Raw genomic sequence first — 16,747 nt, forward strand, 5'->3', positions numbered from 1 at the left:
TTTAAATCGAAAGGAGATTCAGTCTTGACCAAAACAATTTTGTTAGAAGTTCGAAATAATATAGCAACAATAACATTTAATAGACCTGAAGCGGCTAATGCCTTTTCAAAGCAAATGTTGTATGACCTGCAGGAAACTCTAGCTGAAATCAAATATGACCAAAATATCCGGACGGTGGTTATTACCGGTGCAGGTGAAAAAGTATTTTGTGCTGGTGCAGACCTGAAAGAGCGTTCCACAATGTCACCCGTTGAGGTTAAACAGACTGTTTCCTTAATTCGGCAAGTGGTAAATGATGTGGAGCAGTTGCCAATGCCTGTTATCGCGGCCATAAATGGTGCAGCTTTTGGCGGCGGCCTCGAGCTTGCCTTAGCTTGTGATATTCGTGTTGCAGTAGATACAGCAAGAATAGGACTAACTGAAACTTCCCTGGCAATTATTCCGGGCGCGGGCGGTACACAACGGCTCTCTCGTCTAATCGGAATTGGCAAGGCTAAGGAATTAATTTATACAGCCCGAAGAGTAGACGCCCATGAAGCAAAGGAATTAGGTATTCTTGAACATGTCGTTCCAAATGAAGAACTATTAAGTAAAGCTAAGGAAATAGCAGAACGAATTGCAGAAAATGGACCAATTGCGGTAACCCAGGCAAAGCTGGCAATCAATAGAGGAATGGAAGTTGATCTGCAAACTGGCCTCCAAATCGAGCAAATGGCCTATGCAATTACAATTCCAACGAAAGACCGAATAGAAGGCCTAACGGCTTTTAAAGAAAAAAGAAAGCCAGTCTACAAGGGGGAATAAAGGATGACAGTACATACAAAGGGGGAAGAGCTAATGGAAGCAAAACTAACACTACAAGACCGCATTGAAAAAATAAAAGAAGGCGGAGCCAGGACATATCATGAAAAAAATGCTGAGAAAGGGAAGCTGTTTGTTCGAGACCGCTTAGAGTTATTATTTGATGAAGGGTTAAACGTAGAAGATGCTTTCTTTGCCAATTGTTTAGAAGACGGTCTGCCTGCGGATGGCGTTGTTACAGGAATAGGCAAAATTAATGGCAAAACAGTCTGCGTGATGGCAAATGACTCCACTGTAAAAGCAGGTTCTTGGGGAAAGCGGACAGTTGAAAAAATTATACGTATTCAGGAAACAGCTGAAAAGCTGCAAATACCAATGGTGTATTTAGTTGATTCTGCAGGTGCACGCATTACGGATCAAATTGAAATGTTCCCAGGAAGAAGAGGAGCAGGACGGATTTTTTATAATCAAGTCAAACTTTCCGGTAAAGTTCCACAAATATGCCTATTGTTTGGACCTTCCGCTGCTGGCGGCGCCTACATTCCGGCTTTTTGTGACATCGTTGTCATGGTAGAAGGAAATGCTTCCATGTATTTAGGGTCCCCTCGCATGGCTGAAATGGTTATTGGTGAAAAAGTAACGCTTGAAGAAATGGGTGGAGCGAAAATGCACTGTTCAGTTTCAGGCTGTGGGGATGTTCTAGTAAAAACAGAGGAAGAAGCGCTTGCTTTCGCCCGTCGTTATTTATCTTATTTTCCACAAAATTATTCAGAAAAGCCTACAAAAGTAGAGCCGATTGCACCAAAGCAATTCGAAAAGTCAATTGCTGAAATCATACCTGAAAATCAAAACGCACCATTTAATATGCATGATTTTATTAATCGTATCATCGACGAAGACTCTTTTTGTGAAATTAAAAAGCTGTTTGCAGCAGAAATCATTACTGGGCTTGCGCGAATAAACGGACAGCCAGTCGGCATTATTGCCAATCAACCGCGTGTAAAAGGCGGGGTTTTGTTCCATGACTCAGCGGATAAAGCTGCAAAGTTTATCACGTTGTGTGATGCCTACCACATTCCGCTCCTATTCCTGGCAGATATACCTGGATTTATGATTGGTACGAAGGTAGAACGTGCAGGTATTATCCGTCACGGAGCGAAGATGATTTCAGCAATGAGCGAAGCTACCGTTCCGAAAATTTCAGTTGTCGTGAGAAAAGCATATGGTGCCGGCCTTTATGCCATGGCAGGTCCTGCGTTTGAACCAGATTGTTGCCTTGCACTACCTTCAGCAAAAATTGCCGTTATGGGTCCTGAAGCGGCGGTTAATGCCGTTTATGCGAACAAAATTGCAGCATTACCTGAAGAGGAGCGGGCAGCATTCATTCAACAAAAGCGCGATGAATATGATCAAGATATTGATATTTATCGTTTGGCATCAGAAATGATTATTGATGGTATCGTTGAACCGAGCAAACTACGCGATGAAATAATAAACCGTTTAGACGCTTATTCATCTAAATATAAAGTATTTACTGAACGTAAGCATGGCGTATATCCTGTATAAAAGCAAACTGGCAGGATCTTGATAAAAATTTACGAAAAGGGCCAATTCAAAAAGCGTTCTACTATAAGCATGATGGGTTGGCCCTTTTCAGATTAAAGGAGAGAAACCTAATGAAACCAATACTTACATCCTTTACTGATGCTGTTAAAGATATTAAAGACGGTGCAACGATAATGGTTGGTGGCTTTGGATTAGTGGGAATTCCAGAGAATTTAATTCTGGCTTTAGCTGACTCAGGCGTTAAGGATCTTACCGTCATCTCCAATAACTGTGGTGTTGATGATTGGGGCCTTGGCTTACTTTTACAAAATAAACAAATCAAAAAAATGATTGGCTCTTACGTTGGTGAAAACAAAGAATTTGAACGGCAAGTACTTTCAGGCGAACTAGAAGTGGAACTTGTTCCTCAAGGAACCCTGGCTGAAAGAATTCGTGCAGGCGGCGCTGGAATCCCAGCCTTTTATACACCTGCTGGAGTAGGAACCCCGATTGCTGAAGGAAAAGAAGTCCGCGAGTTTGATGGGAAAACATATTTACTTGAAAAAGGGATGACCGCTGACTTTTCATTAGTTCGTGCTTATAAAGGAGATAAAATGGGAAATCTCGTTTATAACAAAACAGCAAGAAACTTTAATCCAATGATTGCTGCTGCCGGGAAAGTAACAATTGCAGAAGTTGAGGAATTAGTGGAAATTGGAGAGCTGGACCCAGATCAAATTCATACTCCTAGTATTTACGTTCAAAAACTTATTGTCGGAAATCAGCAGAAAAAGATTGAGAGATTAACAGTTCAAAAGTAAAGGGGATAAGAATATGTCCAATACAGAAAAAGCATTGACTACAAGGGAAAAAATTGCGATGCGTGCGGAAAAAGAGATTGAAAATGGACACTATGTGAATTTAGGTATTGGAATGCCAACCATGGTGGCAAACTTTATTTCAGAAGGAAAACAAGTTGTTTTACAATCTGAAAATGGCCTGCTTGGCATCGGACCTTATCCAAAAGAAACTGAAGTTGATCCAGACTTAATCAATGCTGGAAAAGAAACAGTAACAGCTATTCCTGGGGCTTCGTACTTTGATAGTTCTGAATCATTTGCCATGATTCGAGGGGGTCATATCGATGTTGCAATCCTTGGTGGAATGGAAGTTTCTGCAAATGGGGACCTTGCCAATTGGATGATTCCTGGAAAGATGATTAAAGGTATGGGCGGTGCCATGGATTTGGTTCATGGAGCCAAAAAAGTGATTGTCATTATGGACCATGTAAATAAAGCAGGTGAAGCTAAAATTTTAAACGAATGCTCCTTACCATTGACAGGTAAAGGCGTAGTTAACCGTATTATTACAGATCGTGCAGTGATTGATATAACAGAAAAAGGTATGAAATTAGTAGAAGTAGCAAAAGGCTACACCGTTGAGGATATCATTGCCACAACTGAACCCCCACTTGAGATTTCAGAAAATTTGAAACTAGAAGCATTTTAGTTGATTACTCTCTAACTTTTTATTCAATACCCAATTATAAAAAAGCAGCTGTCTTGTGGCGGGTGCTTTTTTGTATTGACACTTCTTTTGCCTAGTAAGCTGCATAATAATAAACCCTTTATTACGTTTATCAATGCAATTAGTTGGAAAAGATAATGAGAGAAAAATAATTCCATATTTGTTTAATGCTTTATAGATATTAAGGAGTTTTGATGGTGGACCAAAAAAGAATGAAATTCATGCCTTTTTTTAAAAGTAAAAAGCAGTCGCAACCAGAAAAGCAGCCTGCGAAAGAAGAATCCACTTCTCTTGATGGGGTGCTTTCAAAAAATTTAGAGGAAAATCAACAAGTCCTGCAATTGATGTATAAAAATTGTTCAGATGTCATATTCCGCCTTTTTACAATTGGGAGTAGATTGAAGGCACTTTTGATTTATATTGAAGGGTTGTCAAATATTGAAGAGATTGATAAAAGCGTGCTTTCACCGCTCATGCGGCAAAGCACCAGAGAAGTATTTGATTTTCAAATCATACTTGAACAAGATTTGCCAGTTTCAAGTGTGAAACAAGTTACATCATATCGTGAAGTTATTGCACAAATTTCGACAGGAAACCCTGTTATCCTTATCGATGGGGAGTTGGTTGGTTTTTCCGTCGGACTAGCCAAGATGGAGAAAAGATCAATTGAAGAACCAATGGCTGAACCCGTTGTCCGCGGCCCTCGTGATGGCTTTACGGAAACAATAACAACCAATACTTCCTTACTCCGAAGAAAAATCAAAAGCCCTGACCTTAAATTGAAGGCTTTGGAAATCGGCCGCCAAAGTCAAACACAAGTAATCATTGCTTATATGGAAGGTATCGCTGACCCAACGTTAATAGAAGAAGTGACTAATCGGCTTGAACGTATTGACATTGATGCTGTACTTGAAAGCGGATATCTTGAGGAATTTATCGAGGATTACCCATTTTCTCCATTCCCTCAAGTACTAAGTACGGAAAGACCTGATGTAGCTATTTCAAATATTATGGAAGGCCGTGTTGCCATCTTAGTTGACGGAACTCCTTTTGCATTAGTCGTTCCTACAACCTTATACTCTTTGCTGCAATCTGCAGAAGATTATTACCAGCGATTTTTGATTGGTACGTTAATCAGGTGGCTCCGATATAGTTTTTTACTTATGGCTTTATTGTTGCCTTCTGTATATGTGGCAATTCTTACGTACCATCAAGAGATGATACCTGGAACTTTATTGTTTAGTATTGCAAAATCGCGGGAAGAAATTCCTTTTCCTGCCCTTGTTGAGGCACTATTGATGGAAATTACCTTTGAGGCACTGAGGGAAGCTGGAATTCGATTGCCAAAACAAGTCGGGTCTGCGGTTAGTATTGTTGGGGCTCTCGTTATCGGCCAAGCAGCCGTTTCGGCTGGTCTGGTATCTGCACCGATGGTTATGGTTGTAGCGGTGACTGGAATCGCATCGTTTTCAATTCCACGATATAGCGCTGCCATCGCATTTAGAATGCTGCGCTTTCCTATAATGTTCTTGGCTGGTACATTAGGTTTGCTTGGCATTATGCTTGGACTTATTGCGATTATTGTTCATCTTTGTTCTGTGCGTTCATTTGGAGTTCCATACCTTTCGCCATTAGCTCCAATGAAAGCACCCGAAATGAAAGATGTTTTAATAAGAGCGCCATGGTGGTCTTTACGAACGCGCCCACGGTTAACCGGTGATTATAACAAATACCGTCAGACAAGTGGCCAAAAACCTGATCCATCCAAAGGTGGAGAATAGGAGTTGAAAGACATGATTGAGAAAGGCAAGATATCGGCTTTACAAATGGCCATGGTGATGAATCCGACAATCTTAGCTACCGGCATTCTATTGGTCCCTGCAATTACAGTAAAACATGCAAAGCAGGATTTATGGCTTTCCCCGATATGGGCCTCTTTCATCGGATTTCTAGTTCTATATACTTCCTATCAATTGCATAAACTATATCCTAAAAAGACAATTATTGAATTTAGCAGTGACATTATCGGTCGACTTCCAAGTAAAATCATAAGTTTCTTTTATATTCTTTTTTTCTTGCATATAAACGGCATTGTTATTCGTGAATATGCCGAATTTGTAACAGGAACATTTTTGTCACAAACACCGATTTACGTCGTGATGGGTTCTATGCTACTAATATGTTCCTTTGCTGTTTATGGGGGGCTAGAGGTCATCGGCCGTGTATCCGAAATCATACTACCTGTCGTGACTCTTCTTTATATTTTAATTATTATAATGCTTTTAAAGGATTTGGATGTGAAGCAAATTTTTCCTGTCATGGAAGATGGAATTGCCCCATCTTTTCTTGGTTCTGTTGTCCCGCAAAGCTGGTTTAGTGAATTCTTTCTTCTTTCTTTTATGCTGCCATTTTTAAATGACCAAAAAGGGGCCGTAAAATGGGGCCTAGTTGCTATTTGTAGTGTTTCATTTGTTTTGGTATCGGTAAACCTTGTTATCTATATGCTTTTCGGTGAATTGACGGGTACCTTTACCTATCCAGTCATGGTTGCTGTTCGCTACATTAGTATTGCCGACTTTTTAGAACACCTCGAAGCCATTGTAATGGCCATATGGGTTTCGGGTACATTTATTAAAATCACCATTTTCTACTATGTCAATGTCTTGTGTACGGCACAATGGTTAAAGCTAACTGATTTTCGTCCAATTGTCTTTCCGATGGGCTTTATTTTAGCAATTATAGCAGTGTGGTCTTCGCCTAATCTACAAGAGTTGTCTATTTTCCTATCAACATCAGCACCTTTTTATTTCTTGTTTTTTCAAGTGGGGGTACCCTTGCTTTTATTATGTATAGCTCTAATGCGAAAAAAGCTGCAGAAAAAAAGGGAAGGTTGAAATGAAATTGAATAAATTCATTCTCCTTATTAGTATGCTATTTATCTCGTTGCCTTTTATTACAGGTTGTTGGGATCGAAAAGAAGTGAATGATATAGCTATTATAACCGCAGTTGGCATCGATAAAAAAGATGATGGAAAGATTGAATTAACGGTTCTCGTATTCATTCCGAAAGGAGGAGGGGGGCAGCAACAAATGGAAGGAGGAGGGAGCAGCGGTGCTCAACAGGTACTCGTACGTTCAGCAGAAGGCCTAACAACTGCAGAGGCCATGTCCGCTCTACAGCAAGAATTTCCACGTCAGCTGTTTTGGGGGCATGCCGAAGTGATCATCATGGAGGAAAAAATGGCTAAGGAGGATATACGACCACGATTGGACTTTCTTTTACGCCATCCACAGATTCGTGAGCGAGCGCAGGTATTTGTTAGCAAACAACATGCAAAAGAAATATTAAAACTCCTCCCACCTTTGGAGAGAGATATAGCCGAGGTGCTACACGAATTATCTGCATTAAAAATCGGTATGGATGTCACCGTTAAAGACCTGGCACAAATGATGATTAGTGATGCAAAGGCGTCAGCAGTCCCTTACATTGAAAAATTACAATCAAAAAATGAACGGAAAAAACAAACGATTGCCTATATTACAGGAACAGCTGTTTTTAAAGATGGAAAAATGATTGACTTCATTAATGAAAATACAACAAGAGGAGTGTTATGGATTCGAAATGAAATAGATAAAGCAATCGTTACCATAGAACCTGATGATATAGAAGGCTATATTTCCATGAATTTACTGCAGGCACATACAAGGTTAATCCCAAGTATAAAAAATGGTGTATGGAAGATCACCTTATATGCAGAAACAGAAGACGATATTATTGATAATAGCACCCGTCTAGATTTAAATAATCAGCAAACTATTAATATGTTAGAACAAAAATTAGTGGAGGATATTCAAAACAGAGCTCAATCCGCCTTAGATATAGTTCAGAAAGAAATGAATGCTGATATATTTGGCTTCGCAGATGCCTTTCATCGTGCTTATCCGGATATATGGAAAAAAAATAAAGAGAATTGGGATGAGATATTTCCAAAGGTGGAGGTTGTTATTGAAGGTAAAGCTTATGTCCGCAGGCCTGGGATGGTTACACAACCTTCCTTAATGCCAGAGGAAGAGGTGATAAACCAATGAAATGGGGGGCATTGTTAGGAATCACTTTCATCATAAGCTGTGTTGTCTTTTTTCAATGGCCATTATTAACGAAAAAATATCAAAAAAAAGAAAAAACTGCTTTTATAATAATATCTTTACTAGGTTGGATCCTTGCTTTGATGCTGCTGTATTTTCCTGACACGCCTGGCCCAACGCAGTTCGTCGATATGCTCTTTCGACCGTTAGGAAAACTATTGGAGTAAGCTTGGAGTGTAATATGTACCAAATTGCCGAACGAACAAATAAAGTGTGAATTTACGATAACACGACTATAATTGTAGGGCGAATTTTGGTTGAAAGTTAAGTTGGTAGGAGAAAATATAAGATGCCAAACAGTTGTTGGATTTTAATAGTTTATTTAAATAAATGGTTAGAGCAACCTTGTGAAAATAAGAGGGCTCTAACCATTTTCTTTTATTTCTGAAGGAATAATGCATAAAAAAATGGCTGACAAGAAATTCTATAGGTGTGTTTAAATGACCTAATTTTTCTAAAATACAAATTCATTTTTGGAGGTAGCTATTAGTGCCTGAATGGTTACAAATTGCTGTTAGATCAATTATCTTCGTCTTTGTATTATTTTTATTTACAAAATGGCTAGGTAAAAAGCAAATTTCCGAATTATCCTTCTTTGAATATGTGAACGGTATTACTATTGGCAGTATTGGCGCAGAGGTTGCAATGGGGCTTGAACGGAACATTTTTCACGGACTCCTAGGGCTTGTCATTTTTGCAGCAGTACCCTATGTTGCGGGCCTTATTTCCTTAAAAAGCAAAGCCTTTCGCGATATAGTTGAGGGAAAAGCTACTGTTTTTATTAAAGATGGTAAAATTATGGAGGATAATTTAAAAAAGGAAAGGTATACAACAGATGAATTAATGGAGCTTTTGCGAAGGAAAGATGTCTTTCAGGTTGCCGATGTTGAATTTGCGATACTAGAAACGACTGGCGATTTATCTGTTATGTTAAAAAAGGAAAACCAGCCTCTAACACCGAAGGATTTAGATTTAAAAGTTCCAACTGTAAAGGAGCCTCAGTCAGTTATAATGGATGGCAAAATAATGGATGAACCGTTGGCAACAATTGGTCTAAGCCGATCCTGGTTAAAAACCGAGTTGGATAAGTTAGGAGTGGCAGTAGAAAATGTATTCGTCGGTCAAGTCAATTCCTTCGGTGAATTAACCATGGACCTTTTTGATGATAAAATCAAAATCCCTTCACCACAAGAACGACCAATGTTACTGTCAAGTCTGAAAAAATGCCAGGCCGACTTAGAACTCTTTGCATTAGCAACGGAAGTACAAGAAGCAAAGCAGATGTATCATAAACACAGTAAGACCCTTCAAGAGGTAATTGATAAAGTAACACCTTATTTAAAAAGCTAAAAGTTTATTATCACATATTTACCGTATAAATATTATGTAAACTACATGCAAAACGGCTCACCTGAGTCGTTTTTTAATTTTCTAATGTAAATCTAATCTTACTTTCATTTATTTTTTCTGTTTTCCTTCTATCATTACTATGTAAAAATAAAAATTAGCATAGAAATGGAGAAAACGATGGACTTTTTTCAACATTATTTTGTACAAACGTTCTCATATCTAATTAAATTCTTTGCACATGAATTTCACGATAATTACGGCATAAGTATTATTTTATTAACGATTCTAATCCGATGTATCCTTGTTCCTGTCACCATAAATCAACAGAGAAGCCAGGTTCAGATGAAAAAAATCCAGCCTAAAATTCAAGAGTTACGAACAAAGTATTCGCCCCAAGATCGTGAGGGGCAAATGAAACTTCAGCAGGAAATGATGCTATTATACAAGGAGCATGACATTAATCCGGTTAAAACGGGGTGCTTGCCGCTTATTATCCAAATGCCGATTTTAATGGGCTTTTATTACGCAATAAGAGGTACAAAGGAAATTGCAACTCATAGTTTTCTATGGTTTCATTTAGGATTGTCAGATCCCGTCCATATACTGCCATTTATTGCGGCGTTCACGACATTTCTTCAAACAAAAATGCTAAATGGTACAATAAATTCGGGAAATGCTAATACAAAGATTATGATGTTCGTGATGCCTATAATGATCTTATTTTTTGCCCAAAAAGCACCAGCTGCTTTAGTATTATATTGGATCACGGGAAATGTATTTTATTTGCTGCAACATTATGTATTATCATTAAAATATGTTCGGAAGGTTTTATCTCTGGAAAATGAGGGATGATGATGAATGTTTTAATCATCGAAGATGAAAAAAATATGGCACGTTTTATTGAACTTGAACTAAAGTACGAAGGTTATTCAACCGAGACAGCTTATGACGGTAGAACGGGACTTGAGTTGGCTTTAATTCGGGATTTTGACGTTATTTTATTAGATTTAATGTTGCCTTCCTTAAATGGGATTGAAGTTTGCCGGAGAATTCGGACAGTCAAAGATACCCCTATTATTATGCTAACTGCTCGTGATAGCGTCTTGGATCGCGTATCAGGGCTTGACAGTGGCGCAGACGATTATATATCAAAGCCATTTGCGATAGAGGAATTATTAGCTAGGATTCGGGCTGTCTTAAGACGTAGGCCACAGGAAGTTGAGCAAACACACAAAATCATTACTTTTAAAGATATTGAAGTAGATACTGATGCTCGAACGGTGAACCGTGGGGAGAAAACAATTGACCTGACAAAAAGAGAATATGATTTATTACTGGTATTCCTGCAAAATATTAACCGCGTGTTAACAAGAGAAATTTTGCTCGAAAAAGTTTGGGGCTATGAAGCATTTGCTGAAACAAATGTTGTTGATGTTTATATTCGTTATTTGCGAAACAAAATAGATAATAAAAATGAAGAGAGTATCATCCAAACCGTACGGGGTGCTGGATACGTGATGCGGCCATGAAAAGTTTCTTGTCAAAATCACCTATCAAGTGGAGAATCACCATTTGGACAGCAATGGTGCTCTTTTTTTTATTTACGTTTTTTGCAGTATTCCAGTACTTTTTTATGAAAAACTGGGTCATAGGTTATGAAAAAATGTCAATCAACGAAAAAATGCGGGAAGTACAAGCCTTTTTATTAGAGAAAAAGGATGTCACTAAAGAAGGTATTGCTAGAAGTAGGAGCTTTTTTGAAAATATCAATGAAAAAAATGAATTAATTAAAATTGAGGATCAAAAGGGAAATACGCTTCTAATAGTGTCTAATGGTCTATCTATTGAAGGCTTGCCTTATATTGCCGTGCCCAATGAGATCACATCTTCCGAAAGTAATGCCGACCATTATCTTGTTTATAGGAAAAGTTTAATGGCGAACGACTTCAAAGGCACTATTGAGATTGTTAGAAAGCTTGAGAACTACACACGTTTATTCAATTACATGTTCACTATGATGATCATTGCCATTATTGGAGCCATTTTATTGAGCAGCATGGGAGGCTTTTTAATTGCCAACCAAATATTAAAGCCCATTAAAGCGTTAAGTACGACGATGCAAAAAATCAAAGCAAACGGCTTAAAGGAACGTGTGCCAGAATTTCAAACAAAAGATGAATTAACGGCGTTAACGCATATTTTTAATGGAATGATGGATGACCTTGAAGTTTCTTTTGATAAGCAAAAACGTTTTGTAGAGGATGCTTCCCATGAGTTGCGAACACCGATATCGATTCTAGAAGGACACTTATCAATGCTGCAAAGATGGGGAAAAAGAGATGAGGAAGTTCTTGATGAATCAATTGAAGCGTCCTTACATGAAGTGAAGCGACTAAAGGACTTAGTGAATGATTTATTGGAAATAACAAGGGTCGAGGAAACGCGCTATCCAAAAGAAGTGTTTAACCCAATCTATGTAATTGACAATGTTATAAAAAGCTTTGCTATGGTTTATCCGCATTTTATATTTTCAGAGGACTATAAAAAAGTTTTAAATCTCCAAATATACGGAGTACGACGTCATTTTGAACAATTATTGATCATCATCATCGACAACGCCATTAAATATTCGCAATCTCTAAAAAAGATTGATTTCAAAAGCGAAGTCCAAAAGCAAAAACTATTCATTCATATTATTGACCATGGTGAAGGTATTCCTAAAGAGGATTTGCCATACATCTTTGATCGCTTTTATCGGGTTGATAAAGCAAGAAGCCGTGCAAAAGGCGGAAATGGATTAGGACTTTCAATTGCCAAAGAGATTGTCGAATCCCTGGAAGGTACCATTACCATTATTAGTGATTTAGGTAAAGGGACACGGGTTACGCTTTGCTTCCATGTATATCAAAATGACAATTAAGTGGACTTATTATAGTAAGGTACCAACCTTTAGTTTTTCTAATGAAAATTTCATCTTCCTTTAAAATTCCTTTCATTTCCATTTGGTTTAATATAAGGTATAGTATTTTTTTTAAAATGAAATGTTCGTGACCACTTTATTGGAAGAGTTTTTTAGTTTCTGGCATTGTGTCTAAACTAAAGGGGGGGCTTTTCGATGATGTTGTTCTTTCGTTTCCTTGTCATTGGTCTCTTTTCATGTACGGCTTTATCCATATTTAGTTTTCAATCCATTGAGATTTTTCAAGCATTTCTGGAAAGTTTTTTTCAAAATAAATAGAGGCATCTTGGTGGACTGTTTATAACAGTCCTTTTTTCTTTATCAAAATATAAGGTATTAAAAAAACCTTGGATTATAGCCAATAATACAAGATTTTTTGAATTGGTTTTTAAAATAATTACCCTTTATAATTTGTATATATAATTTTATGAATATTTAAAATTATTAAAACAATTTATAGGATTTGGTAAATAAGAGGGGGATTATTTCAATGCTGAATCAAAAAACATGTAATCTTTTACGAGGAAGAGTTGCTATCGTGACTGGATCTTCCCGAGGCATAGGTAAAGCAATTGCCTGTGGTCTTGCGAAAGAAGGAGCAAAAGTTTTAGTTACCGGAACAAACGAGGAACGCACTAGAGGTGTAGCAGAGGAAATCGTAGAACTGACTGGTCAAGAAGCAGATTACTTCGTTGCTGATCTTTCAAAAGAAGAAAATGTAATCGCAATGGTGGAACAAGTAATTAAAAAATGGGATAAAATTGATATTCTCGTCAATAATGCCGGCGGCGGGGTCATTTTGCCGTTTATTGAGCAAACCTCTGAAACACTTAAAACAACAATTGACCGAAATCTTTGGACATGTCTCTGGTCTTGTCATAAAGTAATTCCATATATGGTTAAACAAAACTTTGGAAGAATTATTAACATTGGCGCAGATTCAGTTCGAAACGGTTTGTGGGATCATGCAGCATATAATGCAGCAAAAGGCGGCGTCCATGCAATTGTATCTGGTTTAGGAAGAGAATTTGCTAAGAATAATATAACAGCTAATGTCATTGCACCTCCGGCTGTCGAAGGAGAACTTTTAGACGATATTAGAAAGAGAGATGGTAAATTGGTGGACCGCTATATTGATATCATTCCTAAAGGAAGAGGCGCATATCCGGAAGAAGTAGCAGATGCGGTAGTATTTTTAGCATCTGATAAAGCAAACTTTATTACTGGTCAAGTTATAAGTGTAAATGGTGGAAGTACAATGCAATAAAGATTTCATCTAAGGGATGTGAAAACGGGGCTTACTAATAAAGCCCCGTTAAGTCAAATTAATTATCATTTTCCTTAAGCTTACCTAGCATATTTAATTGATTAATCGCCTTTTTCAAATCCTCGTTTTGGATATGGGTGTAAATCATCGTTGTTTGGATTGATGAATGGCCTAGTTGGCGTCTTAATTTTGGCACATCATTAATTTCGGCATGATATCTTGTTGCAAACGAGTGGCGCAGTTTGTGCACGGATAAAGAAGGTTTCCCAAACGCAATGGCATACTTTTCAACAAGTTTTTCAATCGCCCGGGCCGTTAGACGCCTAGACGTTCCTTTGGGACCCATCGGAGCAGAAAGGAAGAGGGCTTTATTGCTTTTGTCAACCTTATAGCGACTGACTCTAATTCGAATATAGTCCTGCAAATCCAGCATCGCTTGCTCACTAAAGTACACATATTGTTCCTTGTTGCCTTTACGAATGACACGTGCATTAAATTTATTAAAATCAATATCTCCTAAATCAAGTCCTACCAATTCAGATAAACGCAGTCCTGACCCAAGAAAGAGCGAAATAATGGCCGTGTCACGCTCACGGTTGAAATGGTAAAAGTTCATTTTTTTCTTATCATCCTTGACTAATTCAGCATAAGTTTCAGCAACAAATGCTCGAAATTGCTCGTACTCGTCACCCATAAGAATTTTTCCTTCCATGCGGTTTGCTGTTGTTTCTGGATCCTCTGAAACTTGATTAAATTCAATCTTGGCCATAACATTACGGTTTATGTACGGTTCAAGTTCATCCGTTTCTGCGATATTTTGCAAATAATGGAAGAGTGACTTTAAAGCTGATAATTTACGGTTAACAGTTAAATCTTTATTATTGAGTTGATGCTTAAGAAAGCTAAGGAAGGTTTCAATTTGCTGTGTAGTCAGTTTTTCAAGAATAGATAAAGGAATATCCGTGATTGGGCCAGGATGAAAACCTTCTGAAAGCAGCCAATTAAAAAAGATCTTAAAATCATGACAATAATTTAATAAAGATGCCGCAGATAATGTACGGCGTTTATTATCAATGAATTCTTCAACGTACCAAGGGAGCTCAGTTAAAATAATTTCTAAATTTTTATAAAAACGTTGTTGATCGGAATTTGCCACAAAAATCACCTCAAATACATTATAATGGAAGAAGTAGTTTTTTGTATATAGTTTATTACGTCAAATTATTATTTTACGTAATAATATAAAATTTTGTATTAACAGCCCCCCACTAATAAATAGCTAAAAAAATTACAGAAAACTCACTTACCATCTATTATTATTTATTGCAAATGAGTTTTCTATTACTAGCTGGCATCTAACTTTGTTATCTATCTTAGTTGTTTATTCTTTTTGAGTAGTTTAATTCCTTTTCAACAGGAATTGTTAAGCTGGATATTATTTTGTTAACGGAACTAAACAAAGCTCTAACTGAGGAAATCATAATATCAGTGTCAATTCCGCAACCCCAATAAACATCACCATTCTTTGCGGTAATTCCTACATAAGATACTGCGTTTGAGCCTGAGCCTGTTTCCAGTGCATGCTGCTTATAGACCAAATCTGTAAAATCAATACCTAGCTGCGTTTGAATAGCGTTGCTGATAGCATCGAATCTTCCATTTCCCACCCCAGATATTTCATGTTCTTCATTATTTATCTGAATTGATACAATTGTTTCGTAATGACCATTTTGAGTGTCTTTGTATCGAATAAATTTGACAGGAGCGTTAATATTCACATATTCATTGATGAAAATGTCATAGATTTCATTTGGCATCAGCTCCTTGTGCAAATGATCCGAAACATTTTTCACACTGTATCCAAAGCTCTCACGCATTTCAGTAGGTAGATCGATCCCATACTTTTGCTGAAGGATGTAACCGATTCCTCCCTTACCAGATTGGCTGTTAATTCGGATGATATCTCCTTCATATTCTCTTCCAATATCCATCGGATCAATTAATAGATAAGGAACTGTCCAATACTCTCGTTCTTCTTCCTCACGCCATTTCATGCCTTTGGCAATAGCATCTTGATGGGAGCCTGAAAATGCAGTAAAGACAAGTTCACCACCATATGGGTGCCGTTCGTGAACCTTCATTCTTGTTAATTTTTCATATTTGGAAATAATGGCAGGGATATTTTCAAAATTAAGCTTTGGATCCACCCCATGTGAAAACATGTTTAGTGCAAGCGTTACGATGTCCACGTTCCCTGTTCTTTCTCCATTCCCAAATAACGTTCCTTCCACTCTTTGCGCTCCAGCCAGCATTCCCAGCTCGGCATCTGCCACCCCTGTTCCTCTGTCATTATGTGGATGAAGTGATAGGATGACATGATCTCGATAGCTCAGATTGTCACTCACATACTCAACTTGACTTGCATAAACATGAGGCATGGACATTGATACAGTAGCTGGAAGGTTGATAATTACCTTGTTATCAGCTGTCGGTTGCCAAATATCAAGGACCTTGTTGCAAATTTCAAGCGCAAACTCTATTTCTGTTCCCGTGAAGCTTTCTGGGGAATACTGAAATTGGAAATTCCCTTCAGTTTCAGCAGCATATTTCTTAAGCATTTTGGCCCCGGTTACAGCTATATCAATAATTTCTTCCTTAGATTTTCTAAATACTTGCTCACGTTGTGCCACGGATGTGGAATTGTACAAATGCACCACAGCTCTATTCGCACCCTGTAATGCTTCAAATGTTTTTTGGATAATATGTTCTCTTGACTGTGTTAAAACTTGAATTGTCACATCATCTGGAATCAAATTTTCTTCAATTAAAGTACGTAAAAAGGCATATTCTGTTTCCGATGCAGCCGGAAATCCCACTTCTATTTCCTTAAACCCAACTTGTAAAAGCATTTGAAAATACGCTAACTTCTCCTCAAGACTCATAGGGATAACCAAAGCCTGATTTCCATCTCGAAGATCCACACTACACCATGTAGGCGCTTCAGCAATATACTCCTTCTCTGCCCACTTCAAACTTTTCACTGGAGGCATAAAGTAACCTCTAGAATACTTTTCAATATTTTTCATCCTGACCCCCACCTTTTCATTTATAATGATTCATTTATTTAAAATAAAAAAAGCCCCGTCTCTAAT

At 37.8% G+C, this 16,747-nt stretch carries 15 protein-coding genes; 13 read left to right on the plus strand and 2 right to left on the minus strand.

Annotated features, from left to right (window positions below; genetic code table 11):
• The first annotated feature begins 24 nt into the window (after nucleotides 1-24).
• From ACNQFZ_RS00665 to ACNQFZ_RS00725, 13 genes are all read left to right on the plus strand, one after another.
• A complete protein-coding gene (locus tag ACNQFZ_RS00665) occupies nucleotides 25-804 on the plus strand; it encodes an enoyl-CoA hydratase (protein ID WP_458413442.1) in 780 nt (259 codons plus the stop codon).
• A 33-nt stretch (nucleotides 805-837) separates the two neighbouring features.
• Nucleotides 838-2,367 (plus strand): acyl-CoA carboxylase subunit beta, encoded by a 1,530-nt coding sequence (locus ACNQFZ_RS00670; protein WP_458415270.1) that lies wholly within the window; start codon nucleotides 838-840, stop codon nucleotides 2,365-2,367.
• Between the two features lie 110 nt (nucleotides 2,368-2,477).
• Nucleotides 2,478-3,167 (plus strand): CoA transferase subunit A, encoded by a 690-nt coding sequence (locus tag ACNQFZ_RS00675; protein ID WP_458413443.1) that lies wholly within the window; start codon nucleotides 2,478-2,480, stop codon nucleotides 3,165-3,167.
• A 13-nt stretch (nucleotides 3,168-3,180) separates the two neighbouring features.
• Nucleotides 3,181-3,855, plus strand: a complete 675-nt coding sequence (locus ACNQFZ_RS00680) for a CoA transferase subunit B (protein WP_458413444.1) — start codon at nucleotides 3,181-3,183, stop codon at nucleotides 3,853-3,855.
• A gap of 239 nt (nucleotides 3,856-4,094) precedes the next feature.
• The gene (locus tag ACNQFZ_RS00685) at nucleotides 4,095-5,654 is read left to right on the plus strand and encodes a spore germination protein (protein WP_458415271.1); all 1,560 of its coding nucleotides are present in this window, start codon (nucleotides 4,095-4,097) and stop codon (nucleotides 5,652-5,654) included.
• A gap of 12 nt (nucleotides 5,655-5,666) precedes the next feature.
• Nucleotides 5,667-6,767 carry a GerAB/ArcD/ProY family transporter gene (locus tag ACNQFZ_RS00690; protein ID WP_458413445.1) on the plus strand — a complete coding sequence of 367 codons (1,101 nt, stop codon included), beginning with the start codon at nucleotides 5,667-5,669 and terminating at the stop codon, nucleotides 6,765-6,767.
• A 1-nt stretch (nucleotide 6,768) separates the two neighbouring features.
• Nucleotides 6,769-7,962: a Ger(x)C family spore germination protein gene (locus ACNQFZ_RS00695; protein WP_458413446.1), complete on the plus strand. Its 1,194-nt coding sequence runs from the start codon at nucleotides 6,769-6,771 to the stop codon at nucleotides 7,960-7,962.
• On the plus strand, nucleotides 7,959-8,186 hold the full coding sequence (locus ACNQFZ_RS00700) for a hypothetical protein (RefSeq protein WP_458413447.1): 228 nt from the start codon (nucleotides 7,959-7,961) through the stop codon (nucleotides 8,184-8,186). Before ACNQFZ_RS00695 ends, ACNQFZ_RS00700 begins: the two co-directional genes overlap by 4 nt.
• 322 nt (nucleotides 8,187-8,508) lie before the next feature.
• Nucleotides 8,509-9,369: a DUF421 domain-containing protein gene (locus ACNQFZ_RS00705; protein WP_458413448.1), complete on the plus strand. Its 861-nt coding sequence runs from the start codon at nucleotides 8,509-8,511 to the stop codon at nucleotides 9,367-9,369.
• Between the two features lie 177 nt (nucleotides 9,370-9,546).
• Complete coding sequence (gene yidC / locus ACNQFZ_RS00710; RefSeq protein ID WP_458413449.1) at nucleotides 9,547-10,221, plus strand: membrane protein insertase YidC; 675 nt, start codon at nucleotides 9,547-9,549, stop codon at nucleotides 10,219-10,221.
• The gene (locus ACNQFZ_RS00715; protein WP_458415272.1) at nucleotides 10,221-10,898 is read left to right on the plus strand and encodes a response regulator transcription factor; all 678 of its coding nucleotides are present in this window, start codon (nucleotides 10,221-10,223) and stop codon (nucleotides 10,896-10,898) included. The genes yidC and ACNQFZ_RS00715 overlap by 1 nt, the downstream gene beginning before the upstream one ends.
• The gene (locus ACNQFZ_RS00720; RefSeq protein WP_458413450.1) at nucleotides 10,895-12,289 is read left to right on the plus strand and encodes a HAMP domain-containing sensor histidine kinase; all 1,395 of its coding nucleotides are present in this window, start codon (nucleotides 10,895-10,897) and stop codon (nucleotides 12,287-12,289) included. Before ACNQFZ_RS00715 ends, ACNQFZ_RS00720 begins: the two co-directional genes overlap by 4 nt.
• Before the next feature lie 529 nt (nucleotides 12,290-12,818).
• Complete coding sequence (locus ACNQFZ_RS00725) at nucleotides 12,819-13,595, plus strand: SDR family NAD(P)-dependent oxidoreductase (protein ID WP_458413451.1); 777 nt, start codon at nucleotides 12,819-12,821, stop codon at nucleotides 13,593-13,595.
• 58 nt (nucleotides 13,596-13,653) lie between these two features.
• Here the strand turns inward: ACNQFZ_RS00725 and xerS are convergent, their stop codons facing one another.
• Both xerS and ACNQFZ_RS00735 read right to left on the minus strand, forming a co-directional pair.
• Entirely contained in the window at nucleotides 13,654-14,751 is a 1,098-nt protein-coding gene (xerS, locus tag ACNQFZ_RS00730; protein ID WP_458413452.1) for a tyrosine recombinase XerS, read from the minus strand.
• 217 nt (nucleotides 14,752-14,968) lie between these two features.
• Nucleotides 14,969-16,681 carry a 2-isopropylmalate synthase gene (locus tag ACNQFZ_RS00735; protein ID WP_458413453.1) on the minus strand — a complete coding sequence of 571 codons (1,713 nt, stop codon included), beginning with the start codon at nucleotides 16,679-16,681 and terminating at the stop codon, nucleotides 14,969-14,971.
• Nucleotides 16,682-16,747: the final 66 nt, after the last annotated feature.

The sequence above is a fragment of the Schinkia acidoalkalinis genome, from assembly GCF_054301215.1.

Excerpts from the sequence above, each read along its gene's own strand:
- ACNQFZ_RS00685 (WP_458415271.1), top strand. The coding sequence starts at position 4,095 with ATGCCTTTTTTTAAAAGTAAAAAGCAGTCGCAACCAGAAAAGCAGCCT.
- ACNQFZ_RS00725 (WP_458413451.1), top strand. The coding sequence starts at position 12,819 with ATGCTGAATCAAAAAACATGTAATCTTTTACGAGGAAGAGTTGCTATC.
- ACNQFZ_RS00680 (WP_458413444.1), top strand. The coding sequence starts at position 3,181 with ATGTCCAATACAGAAAAAGCATTGACTACAAGGGAAAAAATTGCGATG.
- ACNQFZ_RS00695 (WP_458413446.1), top strand. The coding sequence starts at position 6,769 with ATGAAATTGAATAAATTCATTCTCCTTATTAGTATGCTATTTATCTCG.
- ACNQFZ_RS00675 (WP_458413443.1), top strand. The coding sequence starts at position 2,478 with ATGAAACCAATACTTACATCCTTTACTGATGCTGTTAAAGATATTAAA.
- ACNQFZ_RS00670 (WP_458415270.1), top strand. The coding sequence starts at position 838 with ATGGAAGCAAAACTAACACTACAAGACCGCATTGAAAAAATAAAAGAA.
- yidC (WP_458413449.1), top strand. The coding sequence starts at position 9,547 with ATGGACTTTTTTCAACATTATTTTGTACAAACGTTCTCATATCTAATT.
- ACNQFZ_RS00735 (WP_458413453.1), bottom strand. The coding sequence starts at position 16,681 with ATGAAAAATATTGAAAAGTATTCTAGAGGTTACTTTATGCCTCCAGTG.
- ACNQFZ_RS00690 (WP_458413445.1), top strand. The coding sequence starts at position 5,667 with ATGATTGAGAAAGGCAAGATATCGGCTTTACAAATGGCCATGGTGATG.
- ACNQFZ_RS00700 (WP_458413447.1), top strand. The coding sequence starts at position 7,959 with ATGAAATGGGGGGCATTGTTAGGAATCACTTTCATCATAAGCTGTGTT.
- ACNQFZ_RS00720 (WP_458413450.1), top strand. The coding sequence starts at position 10,895 with ATGAAAAGTTTCTTGTCAAAATCACCTATCAAGTGGAGAATCACCATT.
- ACNQFZ_RS00715 (WP_458415272.1), top strand. The coding sequence starts at position 10,221 with ATGATGAATGTTTTAATCATCGAAGATGAAAAAAATATGGCACGTTTT.